This window comes from Brevundimonas sp. (assembly GCF_051860745.1).
GTDB lineage: Bacteria > Pseudomonadota > Alphaproteobacteria > Caulobacterales > Caulobacteraceae > Brevundimonas.
The window spans coordinates 121,152-137,390 of sequence record NZ_JBHYDN010000006.1 but is presented as its reverse complement, the minus strand read 5'-3'; the positions used below and the strand labels follow the sequence as shown (position 1 = coordinate 137,390).

Annotated in this window: 15 protein-coding genes; 8 read left to right on the top strand and 7 right to left on the bottom strand. The window is 68.4% G+C overall.

Annotation, left to right across the window (positions count from 1 at the left end; all coding sequences use genetic code 11):
• Positions 1-42: 42 nt before the first annotated feature.
• The 3 genes from ACTIEW_RS09205 (at position 43) to ACTIEW_RS09195 (ending at position 2,312) form a co-directional block, all read left to right on the top strand.
• Positions 43-807, top strand: a complete 765-nt coding sequence (locus ACTIEW_RS09205; protein ID WP_439477644.1) for a TPM domain-containing protein — start codon at positions 43-45, stop codon at positions 805-807.
• A complete protein-coding gene (locus ACTIEW_RS09200) occupies positions 801-1,493 on the top strand; it encodes a TPM domain-containing protein (RefSeq protein WP_439477608.1) in 693 nt (230 codons plus the stop codon). Before ACTIEW_RS09205 ends, ACTIEW_RS09200 begins: the two co-directional genes overlap by 7 nt.
• Positions 1,494-1,574: 81 nt before the next feature.
• On the top strand, positions 1,575-2,312 hold the full coding sequence (locus ACTIEW_RS09195) for an endonuclease/exonuclease/phosphatase family protein (protein WP_439477607.1): 738 nt from the start codon (positions 1,575-1,577) through the stop codon (positions 2,310-2,312).
• Here the strand turns inward: ACTIEW_RS09195 and ACTIEW_RS09190 are convergent.
• Entirely contained in the window at positions 2,299-3,825 is a 1,527-nt protein-coding gene (locus ACTIEW_RS09190) for a phospholipase D-like domain-containing protein (protein WP_439477606.1), read from the bottom strand. The two genes, ACTIEW_RS09195 and ACTIEW_RS09190, sit on opposite strands and share 14 nt — an antisense overlap.
• Before the next feature lie 130 nt (positions 3,826-3,955).
• Between ACTIEW_RS09190 and ACTIEW_RS09185 the strand changes: the two genes are divergently transcribed.
• The 3 genes from ACTIEW_RS09185 (at position 3,956) to ACTIEW_RS09175 (ending at position 7,485) form a co-directional block, all read left to right on the top strand.
• Entirely contained in the window at positions 3,956-4,144 is a 189-nt protein-coding gene (locus ACTIEW_RS09185; protein WP_284222848.1) for a hypothetical protein, read from the top strand.
• A 128-nt stretch (positions 4,145-4,272) separates the two neighbouring features.
• Positions 4,273-6,774, top strand: coding sequence for a tipN (locus ACTIEW_RS09180; protein WP_439477605.1), 2,502 nt, complete (start codon positions 4,273-4,275; stop codon positions 6,772-6,774).
• A 114-nt stretch (positions 6,775-6,888) separates the two neighbouring features.
• Positions 6,889-7,485, top strand: coding sequence for a hypothetical protein (locus ACTIEW_RS09175; RefSeq protein WP_439477604.1), 597 nt, complete (start codon positions 6,889-6,891; stop codon positions 7,483-7,485).
• Here the strand turns inward: ACTIEW_RS09175 and ACTIEW_RS09170 are convergent.
• Positions 7,449-8,627, bottom strand: a complete 1,179-nt coding sequence (locus ACTIEW_RS09170) for an MFS transporter (protein WP_439477603.1) — start codon at positions 8,625-8,627, stop codon at positions 7,449-7,451. The genes ACTIEW_RS09175 and ACTIEW_RS09170 overlap by 37 nt on opposite strands.
• A gap of 50 nt (positions 8,628-8,677) precedes the next feature.
• On the opposite strand from ACTIEW_RS09170, the gene ACTIEW_RS09165 reads away from it, so the two are divergent.
• Together ACTIEW_RS09165 and pip are read left to right on the top strand one after the other, a co-directional pair.
• Positions 8,678-9,049: a DUF423 domain-containing protein gene (locus ACTIEW_RS09165; RefSeq protein WP_439477602.1), complete on the top strand. Its 372-nt coding sequence runs from the start codon at positions 8,678-8,680 to the stop codon at positions 9,047-9,049.
• An 8-nt stretch (positions 9,050-9,057) separates the two neighbouring features.
• On the top strand, positions 9,058-10,050 hold the full coding sequence (pip, locus tag ACTIEW_RS09160) for a prolyl aminopeptidase (protein WP_439477601.1): 993 nt from the start codon (positions 9,058-9,060) through the stop codon (positions 10,048-10,050).
• A gap of 815 nt (positions 10,051-10,865) precedes the next feature.
• Here the strand turns inward: pip and ACTIEW_RS09155 are convergent.
• Genes ACTIEW_RS09155 through mreC form a run of 5 tightly spaced genes read right to left on the bottom strand, consistent with a single transcriptional unit; the run spans position 10,866 to position 16,233 of the window.
• Positions 10,866-11,333 (bottom strand): DUF6173 family protein, encoded by a 468-nt coding sequence (locus tag ACTIEW_RS09155; protein ID WP_439477600.1) that lies wholly within the window; start codon positions 11,331-11,333, stop codon positions 10,866-10,868.
• Between the two features lie 46 nt (positions 11,334-11,379).
• Positions 11,380-12,537 (bottom strand): rod shape-determining protein RodA, encoded by a 1,158-nt coding sequence (gene rodA, locus ACTIEW_RS09150; protein WP_439477599.1) that lies wholly within the window; start codon positions 12,535-12,537, stop codon positions 11,380-11,382.
• Entirely contained in the window at positions 12,534-14,624 is a 2,091-nt protein-coding gene (mrdA, locus tag ACTIEW_RS09145; protein ID WP_439477598.1) for a penicillin-binding protein 2, read from the bottom strand. Before mrdA ends, rodA begins: the two co-directional genes overlap by 4 nt.
• Positions 14,621-15,139 (bottom strand): hypothetical protein, encoded by a 519-nt coding sequence (locus ACTIEW_RS09140; RefSeq protein ID WP_439477597.1) that lies wholly within the window; start codon positions 15,137-15,139, stop codon positions 14,621-14,623. The genes mrdA and ACTIEW_RS09140 overlap by 4 nt, the downstream gene beginning before the upstream one ends.
• Positions 15,136-16,233, bottom strand: a complete 1,098-nt coding sequence (mreC, locus tag ACTIEW_RS09135) for a rod shape-determining protein MreC (protein ID WP_439477596.1) — start codon at positions 16,231-16,233, stop codon at positions 15,136-15,138. The genes ACTIEW_RS09140 and mreC overlap by 4 nt, the downstream gene beginning before the upstream one ends.
• Positions 16,234-16,239 lie beyond the last annotated feature (6 nt).

Genomic DNA, 16,239 nt, shown 5'->3' with positions numbered 1-16,239 from the left:
CGCACCCTTCCGGGTTCTCTTGTAGTCAGGGCCGCAGGCCTGATGGCGGCCCTGCTGGCCGTCGTCTGGCTGGCTGCGGTCGCTCCGGCGCTGGCTGCCGGTCCGACCTTTCCGCCTCTGAACGGGCGGGTCATTGATCATGGCGATCTCGTTTCCGACGCCAAGGAGCTGGCGCTGGCCGCCAAGCTGGAGGCGTTGGAGCGCGACACAACGGATCAGGTCGTGGTCGTCACCGTGCCCGACCTTCAGGGCTATGAGATCGAGGAATACGGCTATCAGCTGGGCCGCGCCTGGGGCATCGGCCAGGCGGAGAAGAACAACGGCGTGCTGCTCATCGTCGCGCCCCGCGAACGCAAGGTCCGGATCGAGGTTGGTTACGGTCTCGAACCCGTCCTGACCGACGCCCTTTCCGCCTTGATCATCCAGAACGATATCCTGCCCGCCTTCCGCGAAGGGCATTTTGAGCGCGGCATTGAACAGGGCGTCGACGCCATCGGCCGCCAGCTGAGACTGGACCCGGCCGAGGCCCAGGCCCGCGCCGCGGCGGCGGAACGACCCAGATCCGAGGCGCCTATCGGCGTCGGGGTGGTGATCGCCGTGATCTTCATCCTGATGATCCTGGCCATGATCGGCGGCGGCGGCGGGCGGGGGCGCAGACGTCCCAGCGGGGTCGGTCCCATACTGCTCTGGGCCGCGGCTGAAGCGCTGAGAAGCAGTGGCCGCGGGGGAGGCGGATTTGGCGGCGGCGGCGGTTTCGGCGGCGGCGGCGGGAGTTTCGGCGGCGGGGGAGCATCCGGCGGATGGTGATCAGGCTGACCCCCCAGGTTCAGAGCCGTATCGGCGACGCTATCTCGGCGGCCGAGTCGAAGACCTCGGGTGAAATTTTCTGCGTTCTGGCGCGACAGGTCTCGTCCTATCGCGACATCTCGCTGGGTTGGGCGGCGGCCGCAGCTTTGCTGCTCCCGCTCGGCCTGATCCCGTTCGGCTTCGATCCCGCCTGGATTCCGGGACTGGGAGACGGCTGGCAGGCCGCCCATCTGTCTTCCACCGACGTCGTCGTAGGTCAGTCGCTGGCCGCCTACGCCCTGATCCAGTCGGCGGTTTTCGTGACCGTCTTCCTGCTGACCTCCATACCGGGCGTTCGCCGTATCGTCACGCCGCGCAGCGTACGCCGGGCCCGGGTGCGCCGGGCGGCTATGGAACAGTTTCTGGCCCACGGCCTGCACGTCACCCAGGAGCGGACCGGGGTGCTGATTTTCGCCGCCCTGTCGGACCACCAAGTCGAGATCGTCGCCGATGAGGGCATCTACAGCAAGGTCGACCAGGCCGCTTGGGCCGACGCCGTCGAGGCGCTGGCCACGGGCATGAAGAACGGCGATCCGGCCGGCGGCTTCGAGGTTGCGATTGGCCTGTGCGGCGGCGTTCTGGCCGAGCATTTTCCCCGGCGAGCGGTGAACCCCAATGAGCTCGAGGATCGGCTGATCCTGATCTGAACCAAGATCGCCATCGCCGCTTTGGTGTCGTATTCCCCGTGGTAGTGGCCTGACCGCCGCCCGGCCTGTTCCCAGGACGTCATGCCCCGTCTGCTGACCTACAATGTCCACCGTTGCGTCGGCGTCGATCGCAAGCTCGACGTGGCCCGCATCGTCGGCGTGATCGCCGAGCATGAGCCGGACATCGTCTGCCTGCAGGAGTTGGACGTCGGCCGCGCTCGCACTGGCTATGTGGATCAGGCCCAGTCGATCGCCGACGGCCTGGCCATGACCTTCCATTTCCACGCCGCCATGCGGGTTGAGGCCGAACAGTACGGCGACGCCGTCCTGACCCTGCGGCCCGAGCGACTGGTGAAATCCGGGCCGTTGCCGACGATTCGCGGCGTGCCGGGTCTCGAGCCGCGTGGCGCCATCTGGGCGGTGATCGACTTCGACGGCGTCGAACTGAATGTGATCAACACCCACCTGGGCCTCGTGCCCCGCGAGCAGAGGCTGCAGGCGGCGGCGCTGGTGGGACCGGACTGGCTGGGCCATCCGGACTGCGTCGGGCCGACCCTGCTCACCGGCGACTTCAACGCGACCTCGGTCACCCGACCGTATCAGACGCTGGCCCGGCGACTGGCCGACTGTCAGCGCAGTCTCGGTTTGAAACCCTCGGTCAAGACATTTCCGTCCAGTTTTCCGGCTATCCGGATCGACCACTGTTTCACCAGTCCGGAGCTGCTGGTGACGGCGGTGAAGGCGCCCTTCTCTCCGCTGGCCCGGATGGCGTCGGACCATCTTCCACTGATCATCGAGTTCGAGATCAGGGGTCCATAGGCGCGGGCAGGGTCCGATGCGACCGGCTGCGCCGCTTCCAGGGGCGGAAGGCGTCCATGGTGGAGGTCGGGTCGCCGAGCTGGAACTCGGCGATGATGCGCTCGACCCGCGAGGGCGGCACCGCCCCGAGCACCTTCATTCGGCCAGTGTCGAACCGGTGGATGGCCTCACCCACCGTTCCGGTTACGGCCTCGACCGCGCCGAAGGCCTCGCCGCTGACGCCGATCCAATGGCCGATGGTGCGCTGGCGGAACCGCCGGATGGCCTCTCGACCCTCAGCATCCGCCGGCTCGGCGGCGACGTCGCACTCCGTGTCGAAGCCGAACGACCGGTTGTTCAGATTGGTCGAGCCGATGCGCAGCACCACATCGTCATAGATTGAGACCTTGGCGTGGACGATGATCCGCTCGCCTTCGCGCGTATGGGGAGCGAAGGCGAAGAAGCGATTGTGCCGGTCGGCCTGTTCCAGCCGGAACAGAACCTCGGACCGGGCCGTGTCCATGGTGATGCGGTCAAACCAGCTGGGACTGGTTCCCGTCGAAACCAGCACGATTTCAGGACCGTCAATATCGCCCAGTCGTGCGGCCAACGCCTCAGCAATGGCTGGCGAGGTGAAATACTGGTTCTCCATATAGATCAAGTGCTTCGCACGTCGGATGGCGTCGAGGTGGAGAGTCTCGTTCTCGCGGACCTCGGCTCGCCCGGCCGCGGCCGGCTCAGTGCGGGCGATGGCCACCGGCGTCCCATGCAGATCGGGCTCAAGACCGTCAGGCCAGGGGTCGTTGTCGGCCTCGTCGGCAATGGTCCGCTCGCCCGTGGACCGAAACCAGCGCTCCCGCGCCAGGTCACCGAGCGCCTTCGCCGCGGCCCCGTCCATGACCGCCATCACCTCGTGGCGGGGCGGCGGGATAAGGCCGGACGGCTGGCAGCGACGCGGATCGCCATCCAGATGTTCTTCGGAGTCCCACCGGTCCGTTGAGATGTCGCCGCCGCCGCAGAACGCGACGGCGTCGTCGATGATGATGACCTTCTGGTGGTGGCAGGCGCCGAACGTCGGCGGCGGATCCAGCCGAAACTCCACCATCCGCTTGCGGAACCAACCCTGGGCCCTATGCGGATAGAAGCCCTGAGACGCGGCGATCAGGAGGGGCGACTTCCAGATCAGCAGCCGCACGTCCAGCTCCGGATGGGCTTTCACCAGCATGCGCAGCCGGTGCCCGATCTGGGCCTGATAATCATCATGCGAGCTCTGCGGATCCAGCCGCGTGCGGGGATCGAACTGCCAGCCCAGGATGACGATTGAGCGGCGCGCCTTGCCCAGGGCCGACCGCAGGGCGTCGAAATAGGCTGCATTTTCCATCAGGACGGCGAACCGGTCCGCCGTCTCGACCCGCCAACAGTTGCGGCCCGGCGTCAGCAGGCTGTGGCTCTGGTCGTGCCCCGGTTCGTTCATGGCGCAGGTCTGGCCGATTCGCGTGATGGCGATGTGCGCCCCAAGCTCTACAGGACGCACGCCGACGACTTCCGTTCCATGGCCGGGCGCATCGGGTCAATGGTGACGCTTTGTTCATGTGGAGCAGGATTGTCCGAACGCGGTTTTGAGGGCATAAGAACCGCCGTCAGTCGGACAGGGGAGATCGGCGATGCAAGCGCTGATCGAGTTCATCGCCGGGTTTGTCGCCATGCTGGCCGCTGCAGCCTTGTCGCAGTTCGGCGTGGACCTTGACTCGCGTCAGACGCCCCAGCGTGAAATCCATCGCGTCCGTGATTGCGGCGACAGCCCGTCCGCCGCGGTTCTCGCGGCATCGACCGAGCGCAAGCAGGACTGCTGATCCCCCAGCGATCGACTGTCCCCGGAATCATACACCCTCGACTTTGCGCGCCGCGATTGACTCGTTAGGGTCGAACCGTCCTATCGCGCATCAGCTGTCGACGCGCACCGTGACGAGATCGCCGCTCCATGAAATCACCCCGTCAACGGCCCGCGATGAACCTGACCGAACCGGACCCGGCGGCGCTGGTCGCCGAACCGTTCCCGGAAACCGAAGATCTGTCGCCGCCAGTCAGCGATCCGGGCGCCGTCGAACGGCCGATGTCCGAACGCCGACGGCGCCGGCTCGCCGACGATCAACGCCGCGCCAAGGAGCGGGCGCTGGCTGAAGCCGCGCCGACGCAGACCGCCACGCCCGAGATCGGGGTATCGGCGGATGCGACCCCGGTCGCGTATCAGCCGCCCCCGACTCCGGTTCGAATCCCGGGTCGCGAGAGCCCTGCTCCGTCCGGCCGTCACGCCTATCTGGTCGCTGGCGTCGCCTCGGCGCTCTGGGTCGGAGGCGTGGCCGCATGGCTGGCCTTCGAGGTGGGCTCGGGGGCCGTCGAACTGGAGCCGCTTCGGCTGGCCGTCTATGCGCTGATCGCACTGGCGCCGGCCGGCATGGCCATCGTGCTGGCCCACGCCGTCCGCCAGGGCGCGGGGCTGGCCGTTGAAACCCGCCGCGCCCGCGAACTCTCCGAGGCCCTCATCGCCCCCACCGCGCTGGCGGCCCAGCAGACCGGAGAGGTTCTGCACTCACTGCGTAACGACATCGACCAGGCATCGCTGGCGGCCGAACGCGCCCGCAATGACATGGCCCTGCTGCGGGAGGCCCTGTCACAGGAGACGACCCGACTGAACGAGGCCGCCGAGACGGCCGGCCGCACCGCGCGTCGCCTCGCCGAACAACTGGGCGACGAGCGGGAGAAGATGCAGGTTCTGGCCACACAGATGGACAGTCAGGCGTCCGGCGTGATCGACGCCGTCGAGCGGCAGTCCCGGATGGTGGTCGACGCCTCCGACCTTGCCCAGACCCAGCTTCGCGAAGCCGAAGCCGCCCTGGCCGCCCGCGCCGCCGACCTCGCCGCCGCCGCCAGCGAGGCCCAGGACGCCGCCCGGGTCGCCGCTGACGACCTCGCGCGTCAGACCTTGCGGCTCGAGAACGCCGGATCGGGCGTCGCCGAGCAGATCCAGTCGGTCGAGGAAGGCCTGGGCCAGCAGCGCGCCGCCCTTGTGACCGCCGCCTACGCTCTGCGTACCGATCAGGAAGACTTCTCCGCCCAGGTCGAGAGCCAGCGCGCCCAGTTGAGCGAACAGTTGTCCGCTACCCGCACCGCCGCCGGAGAACTCGGAGACACCTCGACCCGGACGACCGAGACTATCAAGGATCTGGTCGAGGCCGCTACCGACCAATTCCGGGCCCTGGTTGAAATGTCCCAGCGCGAGGCTGACGGTTTCGACGCGGCGACGAAACTGGCGCTCGACCGGTTCGAAGTCCTGGCGGCCGAGGCCCGCGACGCCCTGGTCGAGGAAACTCGGTCCGCGCTGTCCGCGCTGCAGGCCACGGCCGATGAATCCCGTGAGGCCGCGAGCCATGCGGCTGAACAGGCCCAGGTTCGCGCCGACCGGCTGGGCGAAGCGTTGTTCGACGCGGCGCAGAAGGCCGATCAGGCGGCAGACGCCCGCGTCGACACGGCCCGCAAGATCGTCATCGAAACCAGCGAACTGGTCGATGAGGCCGGGGATCGGGCGCTTGAACGCCTTGAATCGACGGTCGAACGGATGAACGCCGCCCTCGCCCAGATCGACGAGACCATCGGCGACCTCGATGAACGCGCGTCCCGGCTGCCCGAGGAGGCCCAGAAGCGCGTTGAGGCCGTCCGGGCCTCCGTGGAGGAAGGCCTTGCCGCCCTGGCCGCCGCCTCGCAGAAGGCCGCCGCTGACACAGAGGCGCTGGACGCCGGCTTCCAGGAGCGGGTGCGACGCAACTACGACATGCTGACCGAGGCCGTGCGGCTGATGGGGGTGGTGTCGGGCGACACACCCGCACTGCGCCGCCGCGAGCCGGTCCCGGCGTCTGCGCCGGGCGCCGTTGAGGCCGACAGCGGTCGTTCAGGGCCGGCCAGGAAGGAAGAGCCACGTGCCTTTGGGCTACGTGGGCGGCTGAAGCTGGAGCCCATGCCCGGATCGGGCGCGCCCGCCGGCGACCGGCTGGACTGGAACGATCTGGTCGATGACAGCCCCGGTGAGGCCCCTCTGGATCTCGATACGCCCGTGATGCCGGCCGAAGCCGCCGAGGCGCTGGAGACGCGGATCACCGCCGCCATCCGGCGTATGGGCGTGGATCCGAACGCCCTCCTGCCCCGCTCCCGGGTCGAGGAAGCGGCGCAGGCCATGGCCGAACGCGATCCGGACCGGGCCCGCCAGATCGTGCGACGGGTGGCGCCGGCGGCGGTCCGCAGCGTCTCGCGCCGTGTGCTGACAGACCCCGATTTGCGGGCAGACGCCGAGGCCTATGTTCGCGGCTTCTCGCGCGATCTGGCGACCCGCGCCGGAGCCAACGACGGACCCGGCATTCTGGGGCGCCTGACCTCGGACGGCGGACGGGCGTTCATGCTGCTGGACGCAGCCGTCGGCGATCTCGCCTGACGCGTGAATTTCACCAGCGCTGACGCCCCCAATGGCGATTGCGCCTTGACGCCGGGGTCCGGGTGACGACACCGTGCCGGGCAGTGTCACACTTCTGTCATACACAGGCCGGTCATGCTTGAGCCCAAGGACGAGGCCGCCCCGGACTTCCGACCGGCGCTCGTCATCTGCGCATGGGACGTCGACGAAGCGGGCTGGGACCCGGTTGAGGATCTGTCCGGCGAATCCTGGCACCCGATCGGCGCCCGGACCCTGGCCGTGGCCGCGGGCGAGCCCGAGGCGCTGGCGACAATCCTGTCCGCCCATCTCGACGACCGTAGTTGCCGGGGCCTGCTACTGGTGGGCCGCACGCGGCGCAGTGACGCCTTCCGGCTACAGATACGGGCCGAAAACCGGTCGCTGGACGGCGGTCGGCTGGACGTCGTCGGACCGGGAATGGCCCGGGCTACCGCGCCGGTCGCGGACATCGTCCGGGCGCTGAACGAGGCCGGACTGGCCGCCGACGCCAGTTCCGACTCCGAGGAGGACGCCGGCAGCTATCTGCTGTACCGTGTCCTGTCCGGTCTGCCCGACGGGCCGGACACGCCGGCGATCGGCCTGTTGCGTGCGCCCGAGCATGAGACTGACGCAATGGTTCAGCGGGCGGTCAAGGCGGCCGCCCAGGCCATGGCGCATCATCTGCCGCCCCTGCCCCGCTCCCGCGCCAACTGACCACGCAAGGGGATGGCGGCCAGAAGACCTGCGGCCGCCAGCGCCGCCATCGCCCAGTAGCCACCGGCGCCGAAGCGATCGTACAGGGGGCCTGACACGGCCGTCGCCAGACCGATTAACACTCCGGCGGACAGGACCGAGCTGAGCATCTGCGCCGCCGTGTGGGTGTCTGGCGGCGAGAGGCGTTCAACCAACTGGACCCCCGCCAGGAAGGTGGCGGCGAAGGTCAGGGCGTGCAGGGCCTGCAGAGGCCATAGCAGCCAGAGCGGAGGAGCCAGCGCCATGACGCCCCAGCGCAGGATGGCGGCGGCTGAGCCGACCATCAGCAGGCTCCAGGGGCCTATGCCGACGCGGCGACGCCATGGCTCGAACACCCACATCAGCGCGATCTCGACCACGACGCCGAAGGCCCAGAGCTGTCCGGTCACGGCCTCGCTGATCCCCTGCGCCTTCCACAGGATGGCGGAGAAGCCGTACTGGAAGGCGTGGGCGGCCTGGACCGCGCCGACGGCGAAGATCGTCGTCAGGAAGACCGGATCGCCAAGCAGCCGGCCCAGTCCCCGGAACCGCTCCCGACCCAGGATCGGCGCGCCGTCGGCGACGGGCTCCGGCGGCAAGGCCAGGACGGCGGCGGCGGCGAAGCCCAGGGACGCAACCACGATCCAGACGATGATCCCGTCGACCGGCGCAGCCAGCAGGAGCACGCCCATGCCGATATTGGCGACAACGAAGGCGGCGGAGCCCACCCCGCGGGGCAGGGCGAAGGTGAATCCGAGGCGCGATGCGAGGCGCAGGGTCATCACGTCGGTGAGGGGCACCAGCACCCCCATGGCCGTAGCGCCGATGAACCAGCCGGCAGCGCGCAGGGCGAAACCGTCGGCAAGGCCAGCAAGGCCGTAGCCGAGCGCCATGATCACGCCGAGCAGGGCGATCGGCGTGCGCCTCAGCCGGAAGCCGTCGGCCCAGACGGCCAGCAGGGGACCGGTGACGATTCGCGCCAGCATCGGCGCCGCCAGCACTGTCCCGATCTGGGCTCCGCTCAACCCCTGCGCGCTCAACCACAGGCCTGCAAACGGAAGGCTCACGCCAGTGGCGCCGAAGAGCAACACATACTGCAGGGCCATGCGCTGGGCGGCGTTCATGGTCGGCGGAATAGCAGACGCGCGGGATTCTGTCGGCTAGCGTCTGGGCCATGAACGCGACTCGCAATCTGGCGGCCTTCGCGGCGTTGAACGGAGCGCTCGCTGTCCTGATCGGGGCGTTCGCGGCGCATGGCGCGGGGCCGCAGCTCAAGACCCTGCTGACCACCGGCAGTCACTACCTGATGGTCCATGCCCTGCTGGCCCTCCTCTGCGCCGTCTGGCCCGGCCGGAACAGGCTGGTCGTGCTGGCCGGGTGGCTGGCGGCTGGGGGCGGCCTTGTCTTCTGTCTCGCCTTGTCAGCCATCGCCCTGCTAAGTCTGACGGAAATGGGTGCAATCGCACCAATCGGCGGCGTGCTGATGATCGCAGCTTGGCTTTTGCTGCTGATTGCCGCATTGCGGTCACAATCCACACCCGCCTGACGGCGCAAATGAGACCGATTACCCGTATGGCCTTCCCTGCGCCCGAAACCCCTCGCCGCGAGCTTTTCCCCGAAATCGAGCCCTATGCGACCGGCTTCATGCCGACCGACGGCGTGCACGAGGTCTATTACGAAGAATGCGGCAATCCGCAGGGCCTTCCGGTGGTCGTGTTGCACGGCGGGCCCGGCGGCGCGGTCAATGCGGGCATGCGACGCTATTTCGATCCCGCGAAATACCGGATCGTGCTGTTCGACCAGCGCGGCTGCGGCCAGAGCCGTCCCAACGCCTCGCTGGAGGACAACACCACCTGGACGCTGATCGAGGACATCGAACGTCTTCGCGAACAGCTGGGCGTCGACAAATGGGTTGTGTTCGGCGGCAGCTGGGGCTCCACCCTGTCGATGGCCTACGCCATCACCCATCCTGAGCGGGCCACGGCGCTGCTGCTGCGCGGCATATTCCTGCTGACCAAGCCGGAGCTGCACTGGTTCTACCAGGACGGGGCCTCGAACATCTTCCCGGACGCCTGGGAGCGGTTCGTCGCCCCGATCCCGGAGGATGAGCGGCACGACCTGATGGGCGCCTACTACAAGCGGCTGACCGGCGACGACAAGGCCGAACGCGAGCGTTGCGCCGTCGCCTGGTCGAGCTGGGAGGGCGAGACCGTCAGCGTGGAGGGCCCCGACGCCCGGCCGGACAAGTTCGCCGAGCCCGAGTTCGCGGTCGCCTTCGCCCGCATCGAGTGCTGGTACTTCATGAACGGCGGCTTCTTCCCCGAGGAAGGCTGGCTGCTGAAGAACATCAGCCGGATCAAACACATTCCCTGCTGGATCGCCCAGGGCCGGTTCGACGTCGTGACGCCGATCACCAGCGCCTGGTCGCTGCACCGGGCCTGGCCCGAGGCGAAGCTGGACATCATCAAGGACGCCGGCCACGCCTCCAGCGAACCAGGCATCGTCGACAGCCTGGTACGGGCCTCAGACTGGGCGGCGGGGCTTTAGTTTTCAAAGACCGGGGGAGTTCGAGTGTCTCCCCTCCCTCCGTGGGGAGGGAGAACGCGCAGGCTGAAGCTCTCTCCGGCATTGCTGCCGGAAAGTGACGGGGAGGCCGCGGAGCGCGGGCGGTCAGCCCGGAACCGTGATGTGGCCCCCTGCTTTCGCGTTACGGGGACCGGAATGAGTTTTCGGCGTCGCCGCCTTCGCTCCGCGCGACCGGTTCACGCAAGCCGACGGGGGCGGGCTTCTGGTGGCGACCCGCGGGGCTTGTGGTATTTCCCACCCCGACCTCTGTGCCGCATTCAGCCCTTTCCGTCGTAAGCCCGCGACGGGCGGAAGGCTTCCAGGCCCTCCGGGCCCCGGGGTTTCTCAGCCCCCGGGCAGTCCGCCGCCCCCACGCCCCCGATAGTCCGCAAGTCACAGTTGTTCACCGCGCAAGGGTCCGGGCGACGATTCCGGGACGACGTTTCCCGCTCGATCACACCCCGCCGCACGTTGATGGCCCTGGCGCCAGACGCCCTCCCCCGCGACGGGATGGGAGGAGTATGCCGGCGGGCCTGACTATGGCGGGCTGGGGACGCTGTATTTTTTGGAAGACGAGCGAAGTCAGAGGGTTGGCGGCGCGGGATATGCTGACAATCGGAAAATGGTCAGCAGTGCGGATTCCTTCTCCCGATGGGAGAAGGTGGCCCGGAGGGCCGGATGAGGGGCGGGTGGTTGAGGCGGCGAAGCCGCCCCCGGACAGGCGAACCTCACCCTTTCGCCTTGCCGATCGCTTCGCTCCCGGAGGCTCAAGCCCTCTCCATTGGGAGAGGGTTCGCCTATTTCGGATTGGTCTTCTGCACCAGTTCGGAAAGCTGGAAGCCGATGCGGCGGGCCTCACGCTCCTCGGGCTTCTTGCGGGCGTCGAGCAGGACGTTGATCTGGCCGTAGTGCTGGATCAGGCGCACCGGCTTGCCATCGGAATTCTTGCCCAGGAACATGATGAAGTCCGGCCCCCAGAAGCCGAGGTCCTCGATCGACATGGTTCCGTCGCCGGGCAGTCCGACGATGCGGGCGCCGATCTCGTCGTCCTTGTCGAGCCCCCTCTCGAAATCCTCGATCAGTTTGGACAGGCGGACGAAGGCCCATTCGGCCGGGTTCTCGCGCATCTGCACGCCGTCCATGAGGGCGGCGGCGCGTTCCGGCGTCGTCGCAGGCAGGACCGGCTTCGGACAGGGCTTGTCGCCCCAGTCAGGAACGAAGGCTGGCGGGGCAGCGGGCGTGGCCGGTTTGGGCTTGTCGGTCATACCCACATCGTAACGCCCTCTCCCCGTTGTGGGGAGGGAAAGCGTCCTAAAACAACCCATGCCCCTTGGGCAGTTCCGCATAGCGATGGACGCGGGTGGACAGGATCAGGCCGAAGCCGAACATCACCGTCATCATGGACGATCCGCCATGGGACAGCAGGGGCATCGGCACCCCGACGACCGGCGCCAGACCCATCACCATTGCGCCGTTGATGAGGACGAACAGGGCGAAGAAGGCTGTCATCCCGGCGGCGGCGATACGACCGAAATGGCTGTGGGCCAACGAGGCGATGCGCAGGGCGATCAGGATGATGGCGATGTAGCAGGCCAGCACGGCGAACGAACCGACGAAGCCGAACTCTTCCGCCACCGTCGAGAAGATGAAATCCGTATGGCGCTCCGGAAGGAACTCCAGCTGACTCTGGCTGCCAAGCCCGTAGCCCTTGCCCAGGACGCCGCCCGATCCAAGCGCGATCTTGGACTGGATGATGTTGTAGCCCGTGCCGGACGGGTCGGACTCGGGGCTGAGGAAGGTCAGCACACGGTTCCGCTGGTATTCCTTCATGCCGAACATGACGAAGGGCGGGATGATCGCGGCGGCGGCGACAGCGCCGGCGGCGATGACCCGCCAACTCAGGCCGGCCACGACCATGATCGCGCCCCCGGTCAGACCGATGACCATGGCCGATCCGAGGTCCGGCTGTTTGGCGACCAGAATGAACGGCAGGCCGATCATGGCGGCCGGGAACAGCAGCTTCCAGGACCAGCGGGCCTCCTGGGCCGTATGGCTGTGGTACCAGCGCGCCAGAGCCAGAACGAGGCCGAGCTTCATGAACTCGGCGGGCTGGATGCGGATGAAGCCCAGGTTCAGCCAGTTTCTGGCGCCGCCCGCGACGTAGCCGAGCGGAGTGAACTCGATCATCAGAACCAGCACCAGCAGGAAGCCGTAGAGCGGATAGGCCCCGCGGAACCACCATTTCGGATGCACCATGGCCAGCACGAGCATCACGACGAGCAGGGCGCCGAAGCGGATCGCGTGATTGAGCGCCCACGGCCGCCACTCTCCGCCCGCTATCGAATAGAGCATGGCGGTGCCGACGAAGGCGATCACGCACAGCAGGCCGACGAGACGCCAGTCCAGTTCGGTGATCTTGGTCGAGAGGCGGTCGCGCTCTCCGGGACGGGTCAAGGCGGAGGCGGTCATCGCGGCGGCTCCGACAGATAGGGGCGCGGGCCGCTGGTCGCAGACGGGGTGCGGCGAGGCGCCGGCGTGGCGGGAGCTACCTCGGCGGCCGCGGGCCCGGTGACCTCGCCGCCAGGTGCGGCGCCCAGTTCGCCCTCGTCGGCCCCGGCGGGGGCGACGGCCTCCGGCGGCAGCGGCCGCTCGATTCGCGCGCGCATATCCGGATCCTTGAGCAGGACCGTCTTCATGATCTCGCGGGCCTTGGGCGCGGCGTCGGCGGCGCCGCCGGCGGGGGCGTGCTGGATGATCAGGGCGATGGCGTAGCGCGGCGCGTCATGCGGGGCGAAGGCGACAAAGATGGCGTGGTCGCGGCGGGTCCAGTCGGCATTGCGCGGTCCGCGGGACTCGCCGTCACGATAATCGCGCGACTGGGCCGTCCCGGTCTTGCCGGCCATCTGGATGTCGCCGAGGCCGAGTTGCGACGCCCGGTAGGCCGTGCCGGTCACATCGTTGGCCACGGCGATCATGCCGCCGCGCACGATGTTGAGGTGTTCCTGACTGAAGGGCAGGTCGCGGCTCGCCCCGGCCGCCGGACGCTCGACGCCGCCCACTGACTTGACCAGGCGCGGCGTGATCGCCTTGCGGCCGTTGGCGAGGCGGGCGGTCATGACGGCCAGTTGCAGCGCCGTCGTCTCGATCGCCCCCTGCCCGATGGCGACAGACAGGGTCTCACCCGGATACCAGGTGCCTGCGTCCGGGTGCGGATTGCGGGTGCGCCGGGCGTATTCGGCTTTCCAGGCCCGGCTGGGCATGGTGCCGCGACTCTGCCCGGCGATGCCGATCTCATAGGTCTGGTGGAAGCCCAGGTCCTCGGCCACCCGGGCGATCCGGTCGACGCCGGCCCGGTTGCACATATGGTAGAAGTAGGTGTCGCACGAGTTCTTGATGGCGTTGTGCATGTCCATCGCGCCATGACCGCCACGCTTCCAGCAGCGGAAGGTGCGGTTGCCGTAGCGATACCCGCCGGTGCAGGTCACACGCTCGGCCGGACTGACGCCCGCGTCCAGCAGGGCGAGCGCGGTGGTCATCTTGAAGGTCGAGCCCGGCGGGAAGCTGCCGTAGATGGCCTTGTCCAGCAGAGGCTTGCGCTCATAGTCGCGCAGCGCGCCATAGACCCGCGACGGCACGCCGCCGACGAACATATTGGGGTCAAACGACGGGGCCGAAACCATGCACAGGATCTCGCCGTTGCGCACATCCATGACGACGCAGCCGCCGGACTCCTCGCCATAGACCTCCAGCGCGCGGTTCTGGACGTCGGCGTCAAGGGTCAGGACGACGTCCTTGCCCGCGACGGCCGGCTTCGAACCGCCGATGTCCTCGGCCACCACCCTGCCCCGCGCGTCGACCTCGACCCGAGTGCCGCCGGCCTCGCCGCGCAGATCGGCGTCGAACGACTTCTCGACCCCTTGGCGGCCGATGCGGAAACCCGGGTTGTAGAGAATGTCCGGGACCTTCTCGCCCCGGTCCTCAATGGCCTTGATATCGCGGTCATTGGGTTTGGCGACATAGCCGATGACGTGGGCGAAGGCGCCGCCGAACGGGTAGTAGCGGGCCTCATTCATGTCGGCCATGACGCCCGGCAGCTCGTTGGCGTACAGGTTGACGCGGGCGAACTCCTCCCAGGTCAGATCGCTCTTGACCGGCACCGGCGAAAAGCGCGGGGCGGCGTTGACCTCGCGAATGATGGACCGGCGCCGGTCCATGGTGTCGGGCAGCAGCCGGCCCAGCAGGTCCAGGGTCTGGTCCAGATCCTTGGTCTCGTCGCGCACGACGAGAACCCGGAAACTGGGCCGGTTGCCGGCGATGACCACGCCGTCGCGGTCGAGGATGCGGCCACGTGGGGGAGGCACCAGACGGAAGTTGAACTGGTTGTTCGACGCCATGGTGGCGTACTGGCCGGCCTGAATGACCTGAAGCTGGGCCAGGCGGCCGGTCAGGGCCAGGCCGCCGAGCGTGGTCAGGCCGCCGAGCACGAAGGTGCGGCGCAGGAAGGAGCCCTGACGCTCATTGACGTCCGAAAAGAAGATGGAGGGTTCCGAGCTCATCGGAACCTCACGTCGCCGTCCTCGAACCGCTCGATCATCCGGTCGGCGAACGGGAACAGGAGCAGGGTCGGCACGATCTGGCCGATCAGGGCCAGGATGCTGGGCGGGTTACGGGCGATCAGGGTGACCACCAGATAGGCCATCAGGAAGGCCAGGGTGCAGCAGGCGGCGTACCAGGCGAAAAGGACGACCGTATCCTGACCGATCAGGAAGCTGCGTGAGACCAGCACCACTGCATAAATGGCCAGCAGGGCCAGGGCCCACAGGCCGAGCGGGCCGTAGGTCAGGACGTCGAGGATCAACCCCAGCAGGGTCAGCACCAGCGGGGCTGTGACCGAAGGGCGGATGAGCGGCCAGGAGAAGGCCAGCACCATGGGAATGACCGGCTCGGGCAGGTTCAGGCCGAACAACTCGACCGGCGTGGCCAGGAGGATGGTGACGGCGACCGTGACCAGGGCCGGAATGACAATCCACTGCACCGGTCCGACGACGCGAACCGCGACCGGGCGTCTCATTCGGTCCCTCCGGGCGGAGCGGCGGCGGGTTGGGGCTGCGGCGATGCACCCGCGGGCGCAGGGGTCGCGGGCCGCGGCCGGGCGGCCTCGGCGGCCGTGGCGGCGGCGGTGTCGGACCGCCTCTGCTCGGCCTGCGCGCGGGCGGCATCACGGCGGGCGGCGGAGTCCCTGATGGCGGAGGCCTGTTCGGCGGTCGCCTCGGACAGGGTGCCGAGCGCGGCCAGCGGCGGGGCGTTGAGATCCTCGGCGCCGATCAGCTGGCCAAAATCCTCGAACAGCATGACGCGGACAAAGTCGATGGCCCCGCGGTCGCTGAACAGTTTGACGCGCCAACTGCCGTCGATGCCCTTGGCGGCAATGCCGATGGGGACCCCGCGGGGAAGGCCGCCGCCGTCGCCAGACGACAGGATGCGGTCGCCGACCTGGACAGAGCCCACGCCGCGCATGAATTCGAGCCGGGGATTCGACGAACCATCCCCCTTGAGGATGGCGCGGGCGTCGGTGCGGTCGACCAGCACCGGAATCTGGCTGGCCACGTCCGTGACCAGCAGCATACGGCTGATGCCCGGAGACGTGCCGACGACGCGGCCGACCAGCCCGTGCTCATTGATGACGGGATTGCCGACCTTGACGCCATTCGCCGAGCCGGCGTCGATCAGCCGGGCCTTGGAGAAGGGTCCCCGCGCGTCGAGGATCGACCGCGCCGTCTGCATGGCGACCGGCGGCTCGGGCCGGATGCCCAGCATGGCCTCATAGCGGGCGTTGACGTTCTTGAGCGCGATGGCCTGGTCGCGCCACGGCTGCAGGTCGGCCAGTTCGCGCCTGAGCCGGCGGTTCTCGGAGACGGCGAAGAAATAGCCGCCGACATAGTCAGACGCGTGGCCGAACCAGCGCACCGGGGCCGCGAAGACGCCGCCGACGGGGCCGGCGACCGCTTCCACGCCAGAGCGCACCGGTTGATAGGGCGAGGTCTGGGCGCGGGCGTCGCTGATCAGCAGCAGGACGCAGCCGATGGCCGCGACAACGACGGTCACGGCCGCGGTCCAGACCAGCGGCACCTTGATGTTCTCGAACGGTCCGTCGCGAAACGCCACGGCGCG